Source organism: Gelidibacter gilvus, from assembly GCF_004115975.1.
Lineage (GTDB): Bacteria > Bacteroidota > Bacteroidia > Flavobacteriales > Flavobacteriaceae > Gelidibacter > Gelidibacter gilvus.
On sequence record NZ_SDDZ01000004.1, the window covers coordinates 77,160 to 97,207 of the forward strand.

Below are 20,048 nucleotides of genomic sequence, written 5' to 3' on the forward strand. Positions count from 1 at the left end.
AATTTTCGACCATTCTCATTCTGACAGATAGGATAGTTTTTATAACCACTACGACCATGAAAAAGCTTATACTAGCTGTGATTTGGGTGTTTTGTGGCGGAATTATCTTCGCTCAAGAATCTCATGACACTAAAAAAGATACCACTAAATTAGACGAAATTACTTTGGTGGGCCGACGGAAATTGAGCAATTATCGCCAAGAAAAAACTTTGGCCAGTATTGACGATTATTTAGAAAAATCGAATAAAATTACCATGATCAAACGCGGTAATTACGCTTGGGAACCCGCTATGAACAATATGAATAGCGAACGCTTGAACGTGACCATTGATGGCATGCAAATTTTTGGTGCCTGCACCGATAAAATGGATCCAATTACCTCTTATGTTGATGTATCCAATTTGCGGAAGGTAAGTATTGGTTCAGGCCAATCTGGTTCAGAAAATGGACATACGATTGGAGGTGGCATTGATTTGCAATTGACAAATTCAAAATTCCACCAATCCGGATTAAAAACAAGTGTCGATTTGGGTTATGAAACCAATGGCAATTATAAAACCGGTGGTTTGGATCTGGAGTATTCTGGCAATAAGTTCTACCTCCATGCGGATGGGATATATCGTAAGTCGGATAATTATGATGCTGGCAAGAATCAAGAAGTGCTGTATTCGCAATTTCAAAAATATAATATGTCGTTGCAAACGGGTTATAAATTAACAGATCATCACACTTTAGAGGCCGCCGTTATTTATGACAAAGCAACAGATGTTGGCTATCCTGCGCTGACCATGGACGTGTCGCTTGCCGAAGCACTGATTACTTCAGTAACACATAAATATGTGAATGACTCCACCTTTATTCAGTCTTTGGAATCTAAACTTTATTTCAACACCATCACCCATGTTATGGACGATTCCAAACGCCCTGATGTGCCTATTCGCATGGATATGCCCGGATGGAGTGATACTTATGGCTTTTATAGTAAAGCGTCTATGACTATTGACAAACACGCCCTTGAGGTCAATCTCAATGGGTTTTACAACCGCTCTTTGGCAGAGATGACCATGTATCCCAATGATCCCAACCAAGCTGCGATGTTTATGTACACCTGGCCAGATATTAGAACCTTGTATTCCGGAATTTATGCTAAAGACACGTATGCCTTTAATGACCAAACATCGCTTTCAACGGCTCTGAGAATCGGTTTTCATCAAAATGAGATTGCCAAAGAAACCGGCTTGGAAAGTCTTCAGATATTTTATCCGGAAATTGGAGCGACAAATAACCGTGTATTGTCCAGCTTTACAACCAATTATCAATTTAAAAAGGAGCATTATGATGTGTCCTTTGGAGCGGGTTATGGCGAAAGAGCGCCATCTGTAAGTGAAGGTTATGGCTTTTTCCTTTTCAATAGTTTTGATAATTATGATTATATCGGCAACCCGACTTTAAAAAATGAAAAAGCTATTGAAGCCAATTTTAAAGCTAATTACCATGAGAATAATTTTCATTTAGGATTTGAGACTTCTTATTTCCATATCATGGACTATATCATCGGAAATATTGATGAAAATTTGAGTGCTATGACTATTGGTGCCGATGGGGTAAAGGTTTATAGCGCACTTTCAAATGCCAAAATATTTAATGCCTATTTGAATTCATCCTATAAATTTTCAGACTCATTTTCGATAAACGGCACTGTGGGTTACAATTATGGAAGTGCTAGCAATGGCGAGAACTTACCATTGATAAAGCCTTTTTCTTATTTGGCAGAAGTTAATTACTCAACCGCCAAATTCAATGCTGCTCTACAACTGGAGGGCAATGCAAATCAAAGTAGGTACAGCAATTTTTATGGTGAGGATGAAACCGCAGCCTACGGTATTTTAAATGTGAATTTTGGAAACGAATTCAAGCTCAACACGAATAAAGTAATCTTGAAATACGGGATAGAAAATATTTTGGATGTCAATTATTCAACCTACGCCGATTGGAACAATATCCCACGGCAGGGGAGAAATTTATATGTAAATATGTCCTATATCATATATTAAATTAGAGCCAGAACGCATCGGCCATATTGTCTACAAAGCGTTCACCATGATGAATATCGGCAATGAGGGCCAATTGTTCTTCTGTTGCGTTCTTTTGTATCTCAGGAAAAAGGATGCGTTCTTCAAATCGGATATGTTGCTCTAGTTCCTCTTCTATTTTGTGCAAGGACTTTTCTATATCCTTATCATCATTGAAGAGGCGTTTTAGGCGTCTGTGCTCGGCCAACGCACGTTTTATCAAATCATTATCTGCATCTAAAAGTGGGAAGATATGGGTTTCTTCAAGTTCAAAATGTGGAATTAATTCATTTTCAAAAAACCAATTGGCGTAGGTTTTGATGCGTTCTACATCTATGTTTTTATTGAATCCACTTCTGATTTTCCAAGAAAGCAATAAGCCATGATGATGCTCTCTGCTAAAAGGTTGAAGTGCTTTATGTCGTTTTAATGGTTTTGGTTTCATGGTTGGATATGTTTAAAATGAAAAATAAAATGCCTAAGGGCAAAAGAATACTGCTTATGAAAAGGAGTAGATAATAATTGGGGATCATCCCAAGGGCAAAATAATAAAAAAGACCCTGAATAAGTAATAAAACCTCGGTGGCAATGAAACCAATGGTAAAAGAATAGATTCCAAAGGTCAAAGACTTGCTTTTAATGGAAATCAGCGAAGAATTCAAAAGAAATGCGAACAAGAATCCGGTAATGACACCCAGCATCATTAAATGGATAAAACCGATGACAAAATTGTGATATTGATATGCCATTCTAGAGATGGTCGGGACGATGGAGCTTGTTTGCAAGGCTATTTTCAAAATAAAAGAGATGAGCGCCAAGACATACATCCATTTGGTCAACGTTGGCGTTTTGAGCCAGAAGTCTTCCCAGTGTGGGCGCAACAATAGAATAAAATAATAGCCTGCCAATAGTTGTAATAATGCGCCAAGTCCATTGATCCATAAGAGTATGGGATGAAAGGCAAACCAACTTACCGGTAAAGCAAAGGTCAGCACGGTAGAGGCAATAAGTGTTATGAAAAAACGCTGAAATACTTCGGTGTTTTTTATGTGAAATTGATGAAGGAATATCGCTAGAACAGCAAACATAAACCAACCATTAAATTGAAAATGTAGGAAAAATTGAATGGCTATTTGAAAAAACGCCGATTCTATCCCCAACATGGCAGCAGCTGGACCTAAACACCAAATACCAATGGTGGAAATGAACATAAACACTAAGGAGCCCTTTAGTAATAATTGGATGGGTCTTGACTTGATTTTGTGGTTTTTCCAGATCAATCGGATAAACAAGTAGCTACAGATAATATGTAAGGTTGAAAAACTGATGGAAATGGCAGCGTACCCCTGAAAAGGAAAACTGACCATCATCCCAATCACCGCAATCTCCGTGAGCCAAAATAAACGGTTGTAAACAGGTTTTTTATCTGGAATAAAATGTTGGACTATCAGCACATATAACATGAGATAAACCCAGCCCAACATGGCGCCATGGGAATGGGCATGCATCAAGCTTCTAAATTCAAAAGGCAGTGGTTTTACAAATTCATGAAGGGGAATCACAAAAACATATCGTAGCATCAATCCCATTATAGCCGCGACCAAAAAGTTTATGAGACATACGAGAACAAGTTTTTTCTGCATTTAAGAGGTTTTCATTATTCAATAAATGAATCCACTATGATAGGATTTTTTTTGACTAATAAAGAATCTACAAAGTAGAATTCTTCGGTCATTTCACAAAATGTTTTGCATTGATAATTTCAATGCCTAATAAAAGAAACACTTCCTATCGCATCTTATTATGTGGATCTCGTTTTTCCCTCAAAGAAACATACAATACCACAGCAGGTTAAGAAACGAAGAGGAAGTGTCTTCAACAATTAAAACCAAAATCAATTAAGGGTTTGTTCCAGCTCAATAGCTTTAGGGAACAAAATATTGTTTTCTAAATGTATGTGCAAATGCAAATCTTTTTCAAATTCATCCAACATGGCAAAGGTTACTTTGTACGTGTTGCAGGCATCAGCAGGTGGGGTATAATTATTGGTGAGTTCCACAATTTTTCTGAAACGATCACCTTCAAGTTCATGATCATGTTTCATCAATGCAATTGGATTCTCTACAGTTGTAAATTGTGGGGATTCAATTTTAGTACCTTCCATTTGTGCCTTTACCATACGTTTTATAAAAGGGAAGAGGATGAGCTCTTCTTTTTTCATATGTGATGCCATTTCTTTGGCGCAGCCTATAAATAGTGCGGTAACTTCTAAAAGCTCAGGATGTCTCTGTCCGTGTACTTTACAAAGTTTATCTAAGAATTGACGCAATACTGGCGCTTTTTCTTCAACATAGCGATGGTGTTTCTTCTCAATATAATCTGCCAGCAAATCCAATGGCCACGACTTATAGTCGATGGATTGTTGGTTATTTGAAATTTGAATCTCTAGCAGTTTGCCCAGTAATTCCTCAACCTCAATATTGTTTTTTTTGCAAACTTCTTCGACAGTTCTGTCGCCTTTACAGCAAAAATCAATACCATAGTTAGAAAATACCGCTGCGGTTCTAAAATCGTCAGCCACAAATTGACCGATCTGTTTTTGTGCGTCTTTATGTAATGTTTCCATAAAATTTATTCCCATCCTCTATAAACTAGGATTTTTCGGGTGCTTATTAATTAGACAATTATTATTTCGGATAGTTTTATCCTATTTAAGTGTAATTTTTTTTAATGTTTCTAAATTTTTAAAAATGAAGCCCCAGACTTGATGTCCAAAGCCAGTTGTTCAAGATTTGTGCTTTCCAGCATCCGTTTTAACTCGTTTCGGATCGTTGCAAATTGATCATGCACAGGACAGGGATGATTTTCATCACATACGTTTAAACCTAATCCACAGCCATGATAGATGCTGTCGCCATCTATGGAGTTTACAATTTGAGAAAGCTTAATGGATGAAATTGCTTCTTTTGGAATTTCAAATCCACCATAAGCACCTTTTACTGAATTTATAATTTGATCCCTTACTAAGGCTTGGAGTATTTTTGCCGTAAATGCTTCTGGCGAATCGATTTCTTTAGCGATCTCCTTTAAACTGACACGATTACCATCATAAGAACTCAAGGCTATATAAATAGATGCTTTGATACCGTATTCGCAAGCTTTTGAAAACATATGAATTACTTTTTTTTAGTGAAACAAATATACATTAATTTTTAATTCGGACAAAATTATCCGTATTAAAATATGTAATCAATTTTTAGTTGAACATATTAATCACATTCAATATTTCCTTGAACCATATCAACCACCGGAGCAGGGGAGATGTAAGGAATGCCTAGGCCCATGCCACGAAGGATAAACAAGACACCTATAACCACCACAAATATTGGAATTGCTTTTTGAATTCGTTGTTTTACTTTTGTATTCAGAAATTTTCCGAGGTAGATCGCTGAGGTCATTAACGGGATGGTGCCCATACCAAACAAGGCCATATATAGACTGCCCTTAAGAGTACTTTCCATTGCCAAGGACGCAAAAACGGCCATATAGACCAGGCCACAAGGTAAAAAGCCATTGAGAAATCCGATGGTAAGAAAGGTGTCGGCAGTTTTTTTCTTGAACGCTTGTCCTAAAGCTCTCTTTACTCTAGAAATCAGCTTATAGATAGGTTTCGAAAAATTGTATTTGTTGAAGATTTTTGTAGGCATGAGAACGACTACAATCATTAAAACACCAATACCTATGGATAGTTGTTGCTGTAAGCCAAAAATATAGAGACTTTTTCCGACCAATCCGAAGAAGAGACCTATAATACTATAAGCTAAAATCCGACCGAAATGATAGGTGAAAATCTGGAATACTTTTTTTGCTGAATTTTCACGATCTACCGGTAACATAAAAGCTATAGGACCGCACATGCCCACGCAATGAAAACTTCCTAAAACACCAAGTATGACGGCAGACCAGAGCATTTAATAGACGATATCTTTTTTGTAGATGTATGAATTTCCTTTATATTGCCAATCTACTTTTATGTTCCAACGACCACCTAATAAACGTTTGTCAGGTATGAGCAAATTATGGTCAGACAATGAAATTGTACTTTCAAAGTCTAATTGTTTACTAGATGGTCTATATAGGAACACTTTTCCTGTAATTTCAGATGGTTCCATGTCGTTAGGAAAAGTAATAACCACGCCTTCCGGAACACGTTTCCATGTAATATCTTCTTTTAGATGTTGTGCGTTTTTCTGTTTGTTGATTTCATTCTCAAATTCCAATTCCTGGTTATAATAGTTCTCTACAACCAAGTCATGTTCATACTTTTTGTTGACCGTCATAGAAATAACAAAATACATTATAAAGCTTATAAAAAATATAAACGCCAACACAATCCCTGTACCCCAATTAATTTTCATAATCTCTCACATGCCTACAAAAGCAGACATCTCTTTTTAAAATGTTAAAATAATATTTTAAATCTTCTTGCTCATTTTGTTCTTTTTCCGCTACGCTAATTATAACTTCTTGGTCCCAAAAAGTTGACGGATGTGGTTTCAATCAATTCGTCATCGCTGTAAACCTCAATCATCAATTTGTTCTTATCCGATTTTAATTCACTCTGATCAATTTCAATAAACATCGTGCCTTCGGCTAATCCTTGCATCGGGACGAAAAAACGATCCTCGGCAGAAACCACTTTGATAACGCCATTATAACCTCTTAATTTGAAATTAATTTCGGGAATATCTTTTGTGGTTTTATTGATCAATTTATAAGTGAATACATTACTGATCATGTTGTTTTCCTTTTTTTCATACAGCTGACCAGGAAGTCTCAAAACTCGAGCTTCTACATCATTTCTTAAGAGCAACATGCCAATAAGAAGACCGGTTAAAATCACTAAAACTGCAGAATAACCCTTTAATCGTGGTGTAAATTCGAATTTCTTTTTCTTTTCAATATTTTCTTCACTGGCATATCTAATCAGACCCAGCGGGAGATTGATGCTCTCCATAATATGGTCGCATTCGTCAATACATGCCGTACAATTGATGCATTCCAATTGGGTGCCATTTCTGATGTCAATACCTGTTGGACAAACATTCACACATTGGAAACAATCGATACAGTCTCCAAAACCAAGGGCTTCTCTATCTTCGTTTTTACGGAATTTTTTTCGGCCATTTTCACCTTCACCACGTTTATGGTCATAAGCAACAACAATCGATTTGTTATCCAATAAAACGCCTTGTAATCTCCCGTAAGGACATGCTATAATACATACTTGCTCTCTGAACCATGCAAACACAAAGTAAAAGACACCCGTAAAAATAAGTAAGGGAAGTAACGTGCTGGCATGTGCCATTGGACCTTCAGCGATATAGACCAACAATTTATCACTGCCTATTAAAAACGCTAAAAAGACGTTGGCAATGATAAATGAAATCACTAGAAATAGAAACCATTTAAATCCGCGTTTCCTGATCTTTTCCGCGTTCCAATCTTGCCGATCCAAACGCATCTGTGCACCTCTGTCGCCCTCTATGGCGTATTCAATCCGTCTGAACACCATTTCCATAAAAATGGTCTGCGGGCAAATCCATCCGCAGAAAATACGACCGAATGCCACTGTAAACAGTGCTATGAAAATCACACCTATCAGCATTGAAATGACAAAAAGATGAAAATCTTGAGGCCAAAATGGGAATCCAAAAATATTAAAACGGCGTTCTAGAATGTTGAACATTAAAAACTGGTTGCCGTTGATTTTAATAAATGGCGCCGACAAAAAGAAAGCCAAAAGGACGTAACTCACCCACTTCCGATAGTCATAAAATTTCCCGCTTGGTTTCTTAGGAAATACCCATTTTCGGTTACCTTCTTCTGTAAGTGTGCCTATTGAATCTCTAAAGCTTTCGTTATCTGGTGTTTCCACGTTTTTTTATTTTATCCCGAAGGACATGATCGGCTTTTTAAAATAATAAGCCGAGTAATTGTAATCTATTCTTCTACCCAAATATCCCCTTCTGGATCCTTTGGATTTGCTGGCGTTGTACCTTGGAAGGTCAGGATGTAACTTGATACCTGAGCCATTTCAATTGGTTTTAACGTTGATTTCCATGGTACCATCCCTTTCCCACTACGGCCACCTTCACTGACGGTGTGGAAAATATTTTTGATCCCACCACCCAGAATCCAATGTTCATCGGTAAGGTTTGGACCAATGCCACCACCACCATCCGGCATATGACAAGCAACGCAATAGGCGTCATAAACGATTTTTCCATTTGCTAAATCTGCCGGATCGGTCATGACCGTCACCGAGTCAAAATCGACCAGGTCTTTAGCATTCTTTTTATACTCTTCCAACTCCATTTTAGCTATTTCTAAAGTGGATTCTAATTCGTCATATTGATTAGCACCGTCAAACACATGAAAACGCAACATATAAACCACTGCGAACACTATTGACGCGTAAAAACCATAACGCCACCATGGTGGAAGATCATTGTCCAATTCCTTGATACCATCATAATCATGGTCAAGAATAATTTCACCTTCTTTTTCAATGGGTTTGGAACCCAACATTTTTATATAGGTTTTTTTGACCCATTCCACAATTTTTGGACTTGATGTTTTAGTACTTAAATACCTGGCTTTAGCGGCTTCATCCAAACTTTGAAACATCACATTCTCCAAAGCGGCAATTATAGCTTCAATAGCTATAATAAGAAGCAATACAAACCCTAAGAACAATAAAATCATGGGATTGTTCATAAATGCGGGATCGTGTGGTGTGCCCACAAAGAGTTCTACAATAACCCAGATAATAAAGAATAATACGGGTACCCTAACGTATGCTGGAATTGAATTTCTCATAATTGTGTATCGTTTTGATTGTCTAAAGGAATGTCGCTCATTCTATCGATGTATTCTTTTTTTGCGGTCAGTACCCACCAAAAAAGGGCCACGAAAAAAATGAAAAATATTAGTAAGGAAATCATTGGATATATTTCAATACCGGAAATACTGTCCATATGGTGTTTTATATATTTCAGCATGATGGTTTAGTTTTGTGTTGTTTCTAAATCTTTTACTTTAATATCAGTGCCAAGGCGCTGTAAATAGGCAATAATTGCCACAATTTCACGGTCTCTCATTTCAACAAAATCGGCACCGCCATTGGCTTTGTCTTTTTCATAGGCCTCTGCAAAAGCTGGATCCCCATAAAGGTTCTCTTCAATCTGAGTCCCTTGTTCGGTCATGCTTTGTTGTGCATTCGCTACGTCTTCATCGGTATATGGCACTCCAAGAGTCATCATTGCTCTCAACTTTCTTTCCGTAACAGACTTGTCCAATTTATCTGTAATCAACCATTTATAACCAGGCATGATGGATCCAGAAGACGTACTCTGCGGATCATACATATGGTTAAAATGCCAACTGTCAGAATATTTGCCTCCAATTCTATGCAAGTCAGGTCCTGTACGTTTACTTCCCCATAAGAATGGGTGGTCATAGACATACTCGCCGGCTTTTGAGAATTCACCATAGCGTTCTACTTCATCTCTAAAAGGTCTAATCATTTGAGAGTGACACCCAACGCAGCCTTCTCTAATATAAAGGTCTCTACCTTCAAGCTCAAGCGGCGTATATGGCTTCACACTGGAAATGGTAGGAATGTTAGAATCGATTACTAAGGTTGGTACAATTTGAACAATACCACCAATAAGTATGGCTATTGTTGCTCCAATGGTCAATTGAACAGGTCTACGCTCTAACCAACTGTGCCAATGTTCACCAGCAACCATGCCTTTAGAAACGCGTTGTAGTGCAGGAGCTTCTGCAAGCTCATCAGTAACTTCACTACCTTTTCTTACCGTTTGAATGACATTATAGATCATGACGATCATTCCCGCCAAGAATAAAGTACCACCAATGGCACGCATCCAATACATTGGCATAATTTCAGTAACGGTTTCCAAGAAGTTACCGTAAACCAAAGTACCGTCAGGATTAAATTGTTTCCACATACTTGCTTGGGTAAAACCAGCAACGTATAATGGCAATGCATACATGATGATTCCTAAAGTTCCGATCCAGAAATGGACGTTTGCTAAACCTATTGAATATAGTTTTGATTTGGTCAATCGAGGGATTAACCAATAGATCATCCCAAAGGCTAAAAATCCGTTCCAAGCCAGAGCTGCTACGTGAACGTGTGCAATAATCCAGTCGGTATAATGTGCAATGGCGTTGACGTTCTTGAGCGATAGCATTGGGCCTTCAAACGTAGCCATCCCATATCCGGTAATAGCAACAACCATAAATTTTAAAACAGGATCAGTTCTTACCTTGTCCCAAGCACCACGAAGTGTCAAGAGTCCGTTGATCATCCCTCCCCAGGAAGGCATTAATAACATGACTGAGAATGCGACACCTAAGTTTTGTGCCCATTCCGGTAATGCTGAGTATAGTAAGTGATGCGGTCCTGCCCAAATATAGATAAAGATCAAAGACCAAAAGTGGACTATGGAAAGTCGGTAAGAATACACAGGTCTGTTGGCTGCTTTAGGTACAAAATAGTACATCAATCCTAAAAACGGCGTGGTCAAGAAAAACGCCACTGCGTTATGTCCATACCACCATTGTACCAAGGCATCTTGAACTCCGGCATAAACAGAATAACTTTTAAAAGCACTGACTGGTATCTCTAAACTATTAAAGATGTGAAGTACGGCAACCGTAACAAAAGTGGCAATATAAAACCAAAGTGCAACATACAAATGGCGTTGTCTTCTTCTTAAAATGGTCCCGATAAGGTTCCATCCAAAAACAACCCAAACCACGGCAATGGCAATATCAATTGGCCATTCTAGTTCAGCATATTCTTTTGAGGTTGAAAAACCCAACGGCAGTGTAATTGCCGCGGCAAGAATGATTAATTGCCATCCCCAAAAGTTGATATTACTTAACGTGTCACTGAACATCCTGGCTTTCAGTAACCGTTGTGATGAATAGTAAACTCCGGCAAAAATGGCATTACCTACAAAGGCAAAAATAACTGCATTGGTATGTAACGGTCTCAACCTTCCAAAGCTCAACCATGAAATGCCATCGGTAAGGTTTGGAAAAAGGAATAGAAAAGCTAATAAGAGTCCCACGATCATACCAATAAGACCCCAGAACATGGTGGCATAAAGGAATTTCTTAACGACTTTATTATCGTAATAGAATTGTTGCATTTCCATAGTAAAAAATTATTCTTGGTTAGTTAGTTTTGATTTTTTTATTGTGATTGGTTTTTCTTTTACTAATTCGTCTTCAAAAAGCATACGTACAGACGGGGTGTAGCTATCATCATATTGACCGTTTTTTACGGCGAAAATGAAGGCAACAAAAAAGATGACGGCTACTAAAATGCTAAGACTCAGCAATAAATAAATAACACTCATACCTGATAGAAGTTAAGGGTCAAAAATACATTTGACGGTTTTATTATTTTATGATATTTATCATGTTTTAAATATTCGAATTACGAATATCGGAATATTTTTATAAACTTTCTCCTTTTATGGCCGTGTAATTCCTACGGATTATTAAGGTGGGTTTTGGCATTTAAATCTGCCAAGACCTCATATTTTAAATGACGAAATAAGAAACTGCTTTTTAATCGTGCAGTCTATTTCAATTTTCGCGCAGTCACATTTGTAGCGATTGTCGTAAAAACCACAATACTAATCGAGCTTAAGGGCATTAAGATGGCCGCAACTACGGGTTCCAGTCTGCCGGTTACCGCAAAAGAGACGCCTACAACATTGTACATAAATGACAGTACAAAGGCCCATTTCACAATTTTAATGGCCGATTTTGACAAGTTAATAAAATCGCTGAGACTATTAAATTTCTCTGCATCCAAAATGGCATCACAAGCAGGGGAGAAGACATTCACGTTTTCTGAAAGCGCAATTCCTACGTTGCTTTGTGCCAAGGCACCTGCGTCATTTAGACCATCGCCAATCATTAAGACTTTGGCACCTTCGCTCTGATGGTGTTTAATATATTCTAACTTATCATCCGGTTTTTGATTGAAAAGTAACTTGGTTCTTGCCGGAAGCAGTTTTTTCAAATTTTCTATTTCGCCTTCATTATCCCCAGAAAGAATGGCCAAATCATAATTTTTTTTGAGCTTGTTGAACAACTGAGATAGGCCTTTTCGATAACTATTGTAAAAGGTGTATTTTCCTTTGTAAGCATCGTTACTACTGATATGGACTGAAGTGTTCAGAACGGCTGTTTCACTGGGCTTTCCAACAAAATTTGCCGAGCCAATTTTGATACTGTCTTGTTGGTGCATCCCTTGAATGCCTTGCCCTACATGTTCTTCAAATTGATCGAGCATGATGATGTCGTTCTCTTCTAAAAGATCATAAAGTGTTCTGCTCAGTGGATGGTTGGAACCTCTCAACGTGTTTTTTAATAATACTTCTTCAGATAAAGAAAGGGCATCCCCTTCATAAGTGGCAGTACTTTGTTTGTTGGAAGTAATGGTACCGGTTTTATCAAATATAATCGTGTCTATTGCTGCCAACTGCTCAATAACAGTGGCGTTTTTAAGATAAAACTTATGCTTGCCAAAAATGCGAAGGATATTTCCAAGTGTAAATGGTGCCGCCAATGCAATGGCGCATGGACAGGCAATAATCAACACAGAAGTAAAAACGTTCAATGCTTTACTGGAATCAACAAACAGCCAGAACGCTGTAGAAATAAAGGCAATACTCAACACAATGATGGTAAAGCGTTTGCTGATCAGGTTTGTTAAGGTGGTGAAGCTGTCTTCCTTAACTTTATTGAACACATCGTTGCCCCACAATTGGGTCAAATAACTTTGTTCCACACTTTTTAAAGCTTCCATTTCAATGCTTCCTGAAGTCTGTTTACCACCGGCAAAAAGTTTATCTCCAGAGACTTTGCTCAGGGCGTCTGATTCTCCAGTGACAAAACTGTAATCTATTTTCGCCCTTCCCTTGATAAGGACACCATCTACCGGAATCAATTCCTCATTTCTAATCAGCAGTCGGTCACCCTTTTTAATATCATAGACTTGAATGGGATGTTCCTCACCATTTTTGGAAATCTTGGTAATGGCAATTGGAAAATAGGATTTGTAGTCGCGTTCAAAAGATAGAAACGAATAAGTTCTTTGTTGGAAGAACTTACCCAATAATAAGAAAAACAAGAGTCCGGTTAAACTGTCAAAAAAGCCTGATCCATGATCAAAAATAATGTCAAAAGTGCTTCGTAAAAAAAGAACGATGATTCCCAGCGCAATAGGCACGTCAATATTCAAAACTCTGGCGCGTAAACCTTTATAGGCAGAGATATAATAATCTTGTGAAGAATATAAAACCACTGGAAGTGAAAAAGCAAACATCAACCATCTAAAAAATGGTTTGTACTGGTCCAGCCAAAATTCCTTTACTTCAAAATACTCAGGAAACGAGAGGAACATCACATTACCAAATGCAAATCCAGCAATTCCTAGTTTGTAGATTAAGGAACGGTTAACTTGGTTTTTGCCTGTTGAAAAATCCTCCAAACTGATATAAGGGTCATATCCGATAGAACTCAACAAAATGACCGCTTCTTTCAAGCTGTAGTTTTGAGAGTTGTATTGAAGTCGCACCGTTTTCTTACCAAAATCGACTTGCGAAGATGAAATATGACTATTGAGTTTATTTAGGTTTTCGAGAATCCAAATGCATGAACTGCAATGGATTATCGGAATGTAGAGTGTTGCTATCTGTGATTTTCCATCATCAAATTCCACCAATTTATCAATAATATTCTGTTGGGAAAGAAAATCATATTTTCCTTGAATATCTTTTGGGGTGGTGCCTGGAGCAGATTGGAGATCGTAATAACAGGTGAGATCATTTTCTGAGAAGATTTCATAAACCGTCTTGCAGCCTTGACAGCAGAATGATTTATCGTCAAAAAAAATTGTGGACGAATCAGAGAGATCTCCACAGTGGAAACAAGTTGATGATTCCATAATTATGCTCATTTATACCTTGTGCAAAGGTCGTAAATGATTATGGCTTATACTATGATAATTGTCATGTTTTTCTTATTTTTGGGGGTCAAAAAAATTAAGTATGAGTAGATGCGACCAATGCATTGCACGTCAATTGAATTCAATGAAAACTTTAACAAAAGAAGAGCTAAAAGAAGTCGCTGCATGCAAGAGAACACTGTTTTATAAAAAGGGCGAAGTCATTTTTGGTGAAAATGAACTGCTCTCCGGCGTTTATTGCGTTAGAGAGGGCATTTGTAAAATGACCAAATTGAGCGCCAATGGAAAGGATCATACTGTTAAATTAATGGGTAAGGGCAAATTAATTGGCCAACGCTCAGTTATTAGTGAAGAGCGTACCCATTTAAGTGCTGTTGCTTTAATTGATGTTGAACTTTGCTATGTGCCAAAAGATCAAATTTTGGACAATATCAAATCCAACCAAGAATTTTCATTTAACGTGTTACAGAATTTGGCCCAAGATTTAAGGGAAGCCGAAGGGGATCTCATCAATATGGCTCAGAAATCGGTGAGACAACGTCTATCCGAAGCTTTAACTTATGTCAGCAAAACTTTTGGGGAGACTGAAGATGGCTATTTGAATGTCAATTTATCCCGCGAAGATTATGCAAGCATCGTTGGAACGGCTACGGAATCTGCCATCAGGATTTTATCCCAATTTAAAAAAGAAGGTCTGATCTCCACTTCAGGTAAAAAGATTAAAATTGAAAAGCTAAAGGAGTTGGAGCGTGTCGAATAATACACTTCCTCGTTTTTTGAACGCTCTAAAGTAAATGACTGATTCAATTTCAGGAAAAACAAACCCCAAAGCTTTTTGATGCTTTAGGGTTGTTTTCAAAGTTTTTTTAATGACTCGAATCTCTAAGACTCGTCTTCAGCTTTTATCTCTTTTGCTTTCATTTTACCGTCAATAGGCGCATTTTCATTCTTCAAATATTTATCTAAAAACTGAAGCACCCTACTATAGGCTTCAATTTGATTTTCCTTTTTGATAAATCCATGACCTTCATCCTCAAAGAGGACATACTCAACAGGAACACCGTTTTCTCGAACACCAGCGACAATTTCATCAGATTCTACCTGTAAAACTCGTGGGTCTTGAGCGCCCTGCAAAACAATCAATGGTTTGGTCACTTTATCTGTATGGAACAAAGGGGAAATTCGTCTGAGGCGTACTGAATCTGCAGTAAAAGGATCTCCCAATTCTAAGTACAATGATTTTCTCATGGATTCCCAATAGGGCGGAATACTCTTTAAAGTTCTGATCCAATTGGTAACACCAAATAAATTGACGCCCACATCAAATTCTTCAGGTGCGTAGGTTAGCGCGGCCATAGTCATATAGCCACCGTAGGAACCGCCTATAATTCCAATTTTATCCCCATCAATTTCTGGTTGGGTGGCGAGCCAATTTTTGCCTTCCACACAATCCTGTAAATCTTTTTCACCGTGATTTAAATCGTCCATTTGGTAAAAGGTTTTTCCATAGCCACTGCTACCGCGATTGTTGACCGCCAAAACGGCATAACCATGATTGACCATATATTGAATAAACGAATTAAATCCTTGACGTGATTGTCCGCCTGGACCTCCGTGTACCCAAACCATTGCAGGAACTTTGTTATCTTTTGAGGCTTGATGAGGCAAGTAATAAATGGCAGGAATTTCTACCCCATCAAAGGATTTGTAGCGAATAACCTTGGCGGTCACCAAATCGTCCGCATGAATGTCCTCGTTAAGGACATTGGTCAGTTGGTGTTGTTCTTTCGTTTTAAAATTATAAGTGTATAGATTGGATGGCATATTGGAGCCGCCAACATACAAGCGCATCCATTGTTCATCATCGCTAAACCCAACGCTTGAAATGCTCTGATCTCCAAAATCTGGTAAGTCAATAGGCGCATTCGTAGCGACATCTATAATTTCAATGACGTTTTTACCATCTTCATTCACATAAACGACCATATAAGTTCCGTTTTTGGTGAAACTAGCACCAGAGATATCCCATGGTTTTTCCGAAATATTAGATTTTTCCTTTGTTTTGAGATCATATTTCATCAAATAAGAAAATTCAACACCATCGTCTGTTGTATAATAAAGTGCACTGCTATCATTGGAGAAATCTTGTGCGGAATTGCTACTTTGGTTGCCGTTGACCTTTGTTTTCTCTCTTGAATTTACGTTATAAACGAAGAGATCGCTGTCATTGGTGTTCAGCGATTGCGCCAATGCAATAAAGTTTTTGTCCTTTGAGATAGCACTAAAATTCAATCCGTCATTATTCTGATAAATCATTTTTGAGTTAAAGTTGGAAATGTCCATCTCATAGACATCAAAGAATTTTGGATTCATTTTATTAGATCCGAAGTAAAAGGATTGACCATCTTCAGCCCAACCGTAAAATTGTGATTTTGCGCCTTTCTCTGGAGTCAAATCCGTGATGGTTCCTGTGGAGTCCCGTAAGTAAATATGATCAATTTCATCCCCATTGCCATCTGCTGATAAGAGCATCCGGTCATCATTCGGAAAAAATGATTCTGCAAAATAAGAGGTGCTGTCAGAAGCGGTAACAGGGGTGTAGCTACCTCCAGTAATCGGCACGGTGTATACATTAAAAATCCCCGATCGGTTACTTGAAATCAGGAGTTTGGAATTGTCGTAGGAAAAACTTCCACCGGATACAGCTTCGTTATCCATAAACTGTTCAATGGTGTACTGCTCAATTTTGAGGGCAGTATCCTCATTTTTCTCATCCTTTTTGTCCTTGCACGAAATACAAAGAAGAAGAGTCATCGCAAAAATTAAATGTTTCATGATTTTAGTGTTTTTTGCAGGTTGGTAGTGACAGTATTTCTGGGATATCGGATTATAGGTCGCTATTTCAACGAATTGGCTTAAAGATAATAAAAAGGCATTATTACATTCATAAAATAGATGTTAATAGATTTATAGGTCGCGCAAAATGTCGTATTTTTATGATGCTATGACAAAAAATACAAACACAAAACGAAAAGGTTTTGTCTTCAAGACCTACGAAGCACCTTTTCAATCACCTTTTGATAAACTTTTTGAGATTTTTAAGGAGCTGATCACCCATACTTCTGGCGATTTTGATGAAGCAATTGATTGGTTGCGGGAATTGGATAAAGAGTACAAATTGACCACTGCAGAATACACCATTGATGATTTTATTGAAGACCTTAAGAAGAAAGGCTACATCAGGGAAGAAATCGATCCGGATGGAAACGGGGGCACGGTCATTACTTCCAAAACAGAGCGCGCCATCAGGCAGCAAGCGCTTGATCATATTTTCGGACAGATCAAACGTAGCGGACAGGGCAACCATAAAAGTAAAAGTCCTGGAATAGGTGATGAGCATACGGGTGATTTTAGGGATTATCAATTTGGCGATGCTTTGGATAAAGTTTCCGTGACCGAAAGTTTGAAAAACGCACAGATCAATCATGGAATTGACGATTTTAAGCTTTCTGAAGATGATTTGGTCGTGGAAGACACCTTGCATAAATCGCAAATGAGTACGGTGTTGATGATTGACATCAGTCACAGTATGATTTTATACGGCGAAGACCGCATCACACCTGCAAAAAAAGTAGCGATGGCTTTGGCGGAATTAATAACCACCCGGTATCCAAAAGACACCTTGGATATTTTGGTTTTTGGAAATGATGCGTGGCAAATTGAGATCAAGGATTTACCATATTTAAAAGTCGGACCCTATCATACCAACACCGTTGCCGGACTACAATTGGCAATGGATTTGTTACGAAGAAAACGGAATACCAACAAACAGATTTTTATGATTACCGATGGCAAACCAAGCTGTTTAAGACTTCCGGATGGTCAATATTATAAAGACAGTGCGGGACTGAATCCATATATCATGAATAAATGTTATGCCATGGCGCAGCAGGCCAGAAGATTGCATATTCCAATTACCACGTTCATGATTGCCCAAGATCCTTATTTGATGCGTTTTGTAACGGAATTTACCAAAGCAAATCAAGGAAAGGCATTTTACACCGGACTGAAAGGCTTGGGTGAGATGATTTTTGAGGATTATGAGACGAATAGGAAGAAGAGGATTAGATAGAATCCCCACCCTGGCCTCCCCGAAGGGGAGGAGAGGATGCTGCTATTTAATTGAGATAAAATAAGAATAACAAGAATATTAATAATAAAATGACCCAATTAGTTCCCTCTCCTTCGGAGAGGGTTAGGGAAAGGAAAATGAGAAATATAAACACATTAGGCGAACTTAAAAAAGCCAATTATAAAAGCAAATCGATTAAAGACGAGTTACGAGATAATCTGATTCAGAAAATAAAGAATAAAGAAACCACATTTGAAGGTGTCCATGGGTATGAGAATACGGTGATTCCAGAATTGGAACGCGCCATTCTTTCACGACATAATATTAATTTGTTGGGATTGCGTGGTCAAGCTAAAACCCGATTGGCGCGATTGATGCTCAATCTCTTGGATGACTATATTCCGGTGGTAGCAGGTTCTGAAATTAATGATGATCCGCTACAACCAATTTCAAGATATGCCAAGGAATTGATCAAAGAGAAGGGCGATGAAACCCCAATCGAATGGTTACACAGAAGTGAGCGTTTTGCTGAAAAACTGGCAACTCCAGATGTAACTGTTGCCGATCTTATTGGTGATGTGGACCCGATTAAAGCGGCGAATTTAAAATTGAGCTACGCAGATGATCGTGTGATCCATTACGGAATGATTCCGCGTGCCAACCGTTGTATTTTCGTGATCAACGAATTGCCCGATTTACAAGCAAGGATACAAGTAGCCTTGTTCAATATTTTGCAGGAAGGTGATATTCAAATTAGAGGCTTCAAATTAAGATTGCCTTTGGATATTCAGTTTTTGTTCACTGCCAACCCTGAAGACTATACCAATAGAGGCAGTATTGTAACACCTCTAAAAGATCGAATTGGCTCTCAAATCTTGACCCATTACCCTGTAGACATTGAAACGGCACGCTTGATTACGGAACAAGAAGCGAAGGTCGTAGAAGGGCAGAATCAGATGGTTGCTGTTCCGGATTTGGCAAGGGATTTATTGGAACAGATCGTTTTTGAAGCTCGTGAAAGTGACTTTATTGATTCCAAAAGTGGTGTGAGTGCGCGTTTGAGCATTACTGCTTTGGAGAATTTAATGAGTACCGCAGAGCGTCGTGCTTTAATGGTTGGTGATGATAAAACTATGGTTCGTTTAAGCGATTTTGTCGGAATTATTCCGTCAATAACCGGAAAAGTGGAGTTGGTTTATGAAGGCGAACAGGAAGGTGCCGCCGTTGTTGCTTATAATTTGATTGGCGAAGGCGTTAAGAGTCTGTTTGAAGAGTTTTTTCCGAAAATAGAAACTCTAAAAAAAGAAGATGCTGAAACACCTTATGACGATATTGTATCCTGGTTCTTCAATCAAAAGGACGGCTTTGAACTGTTGGATGATCTCACGGACAATGAGTATAAAAAGCTGTTGGACGATATATCACCATTAGACGATTTGTTGAGTGAACATCAACCCAACCTAACTAAGGAAGACAGTTATTTTGTCAAGGAGTTTGTGCTTTGGGCATTGGTAGAATTCAAACAGTTGAACAAATTCCGTTTTTCTGAAGGGATCACCTTCAAGGATCCTTATGGAAGTTTTATAAGTGGTATTTAAAGTTTTATAGATTTTTTTAAGATTTTGTATGTTGAATATTGCTTTGAAGTCTGTTTTTTTAAGAATTTTCTGATTAGGTCAACCAATTGTGCCTTTGTGTTAATTCACCTAGCGATTATAGTTTAACTTGATACCATTAAGTTTAATATAACCTAAAAATTGAA

Annotated in this window: 17 protein-coding genes; 4 read left to right on the plus strand and 13 right to left on the minus strand. The window is 38.0% G+C overall.

The window, feature by feature from the left end; all coding sequences use genetic code 11:
• The first annotated feature begins 56 nt into the window (after positions 1–56).
• Positions 57–2,054: a TonB-dependent receptor domain-containing protein gene (locus tag ESZ48_RS08835; protein WP_129016988.1), complete on the plus strand. Its 1,998-nt coding sequence runs from the start codon at positions 57–59 to the stop codon at positions 2,052–2,054.
• Position 2,055: 1 nt separating this feature from the next.
• Here the strand turns inward: ESZ48_RS08835 and ESZ48_RS08840 are convergent, their stop codons facing one another.
• The 12 genes from ESZ48_RS08840 to ESZ48_RS08895 all read right to left on the minus strand — a co-directional run bounded on the left by ESZ48_RS08840 (position 2,056) and on the right by ESZ48_RS08895 (position 14,133).
• Positions 2,056–2,517 (minus strand): hemerythrin domain-containing protein, encoded by a 462-nt coding sequence (locus tag ESZ48_RS08840; RefSeq protein ID WP_129016990.1) that lies wholly within the window; start codon positions 2,515–2,517, stop codon positions 2,056–2,058.
• On the minus strand, positions 2,489–3,715 hold the full coding sequence (locus ESZ48_RS08845) for a hypothetical protein (RefSeq protein ID WP_129016991.1): 1,227 nt from the start codon (positions 3,713–3,715) through the stop codon (positions 2,489–2,491). The genes ESZ48_RS08840 and ESZ48_RS08845 overlap by 29 nt, the downstream gene beginning before the upstream one ends.
• A 251-nt stretch (positions 3,716–3,966) precedes the next feature.
• Positions 3,967–4,698, minus strand: a complete 732-nt coding sequence (gene ric / locus ESZ48_RS08850; RefSeq protein ID WP_129016993.1) for an iron-sulfur cluster repair di-iron protein — start codon at positions 4,696–4,698, stop codon at positions 3,967–3,969.
• 110 nt (positions 4,699–4,808) lie between these two features.
• Entirely contained in the window at positions 4,809–5,243 is a 435-nt protein-coding gene (locus tag ESZ48_RS08855) for an RrF2 family transcriptional regulator (RefSeq protein ID WP_129016994.1), read from the minus strand.
• Positions 5,244–5,341: 98 nt separating this feature from the next.
• Positions 5,342–6,043, minus strand: a complete 702-nt coding sequence (locus tag ESZ48_RS08860; RefSeq protein WP_129016996.1) for a sulfite exporter TauE/SafE family protein — start codon at positions 6,041–6,043, stop codon at positions 5,342–5,344.
• Positions 6,044–6,490 (minus strand): FixH family protein, encoded by a 447-nt coding sequence (locus ESZ48_RS08865; RefSeq protein WP_129016997.1) that lies wholly within the window; start codon positions 6,488–6,490, stop codon positions 6,044–6,046. It lies immediately after the preceding gene.
• A 95-nt stretch (positions 6,491–6,585) separates the two neighbouring features.
• A complete protein-coding gene (gene ccoG, locus ESZ48_RS08870) occupies positions 6,586–8,010 on the minus strand; it encodes a cytochrome c oxidase accessory protein CcoG (RefSeq protein WP_129016999.1) in 1,425 nt (474 codons plus the stop codon).
• 65 nt (positions 8,011–8,075) lie between these two features.
• A complete protein-coding gene (locus ESZ48_RS08875; protein ID WP_129017001.1) occupies positions 8,076–8,954 on the minus strand; it encodes a cbb3-type cytochrome c oxidase N-terminal domain-containing protein in 879 nt (292 codons plus the stop codon).
• Positions 8,951–9,136: a CcoQ/FixQ family Cbb3-type cytochrome c oxidase assembly chaperone gene (locus ESZ48_RS08880; RefSeq protein ID WP_129017003.1), complete on the minus strand. Its 186-nt coding sequence runs from the start codon at positions 9,134–9,136 to the stop codon at positions 8,951–8,953. The genes ESZ48_RS08875 and ESZ48_RS08880 overlap by 4 nt, the downstream gene beginning before the upstream one ends.
• 6 nt (positions 9,137–9,142) lie before the next feature.
• Positions 9,143–11,326 (minus strand): cytochrome-c oxidase, cbb3-type subunit I, encoded by a 2,184-nt coding sequence (gene ccoN / locus ESZ48_RS08885; protein WP_129017004.1) that lies wholly within the window; start codon positions 11,324–11,326, stop codon positions 9,143–9,145.
• A gap of 9 nt (positions 11,327–11,335) precedes the next feature.
• Positions 11,336–11,530 carry a cbb3-type cytochrome oxidase assembly protein CcoS gene (gene ccoS / locus ESZ48_RS08890; RefSeq protein ID WP_129017006.1) on the minus strand — a complete coding sequence of 65 codons (195 nt, stop codon included), beginning with the start codon at positions 11,528–11,530 and terminating at the stop codon, positions 11,336–11,338.
• Positions 11,531–11,757: 227 nt separating this feature from the next.
• On the minus strand, positions 11,758–14,133 hold the full coding sequence (locus ESZ48_RS08895) for a heavy metal translocating P-type ATPase metal-binding domain-containing protein (RefSeq protein ID WP_129017007.1): 2,376 nt from the start codon (positions 14,131–14,133) through the stop codon (positions 11,758–11,760).
• A gap of 145 nt (positions 14,134–14,278) precedes the next feature.
• Here ESZ48_RS08895 and ESZ48_RS08900 point away from each other — a divergent pair, with 145 nt between their 5' ends.
• Positions 14,279–14,914 carry a Crp/Fnr family transcriptional regulator gene (locus ESZ48_RS08900; protein ID WP_223266401.1) on the plus strand — a complete coding sequence of 212 codons (636 nt, stop codon included), beginning with the start codon at positions 14,279–14,281 and terminating at the stop codon, positions 14,912–14,914.
• A gap of 122 nt (positions 14,915–15,036) precedes the next feature.
• Here the strand turns inward: ESZ48_RS08900 and ESZ48_RS08905 are convergent, their stop codons facing one another.
• The gene (locus ESZ48_RS08905) at positions 15,037–16,989 is read right to left on the minus strand and encodes a S9 family peptidase (RefSeq protein WP_129017010.1); all 1,953 of its coding nucleotides are present in this window, start codon (positions 16,987–16,989) and stop codon (positions 15,037–15,039) included.
• A 169-nt stretch (positions 16,990–17,158) separates the two neighbouring features.
• Between ESZ48_RS08905 and ESZ48_RS08910 the strand changes: the two genes are divergently transcribed.
• Positions 17,159–18,286, plus strand: coding sequence for a vWA domain-containing protein (locus ESZ48_RS08910; protein ID WP_129017011.1), 1,128 nt, complete (start codon positions 17,159–17,161; stop codon positions 18,284–18,286).
• A gap of 137 nt (positions 18,287–18,423) precedes the next feature.
• Positions 18,424–19,884 (plus strand): magnesium chelatase, encoded by a 1,461-nt coding sequence (locus ESZ48_RS08915; protein ID WP_129017013.1) that lies wholly within the window; start codon positions 18,424–18,426, stop codon positions 19,882–19,884.
• Positions 19,885–20,048 lie beyond the last annotated feature (164 nt).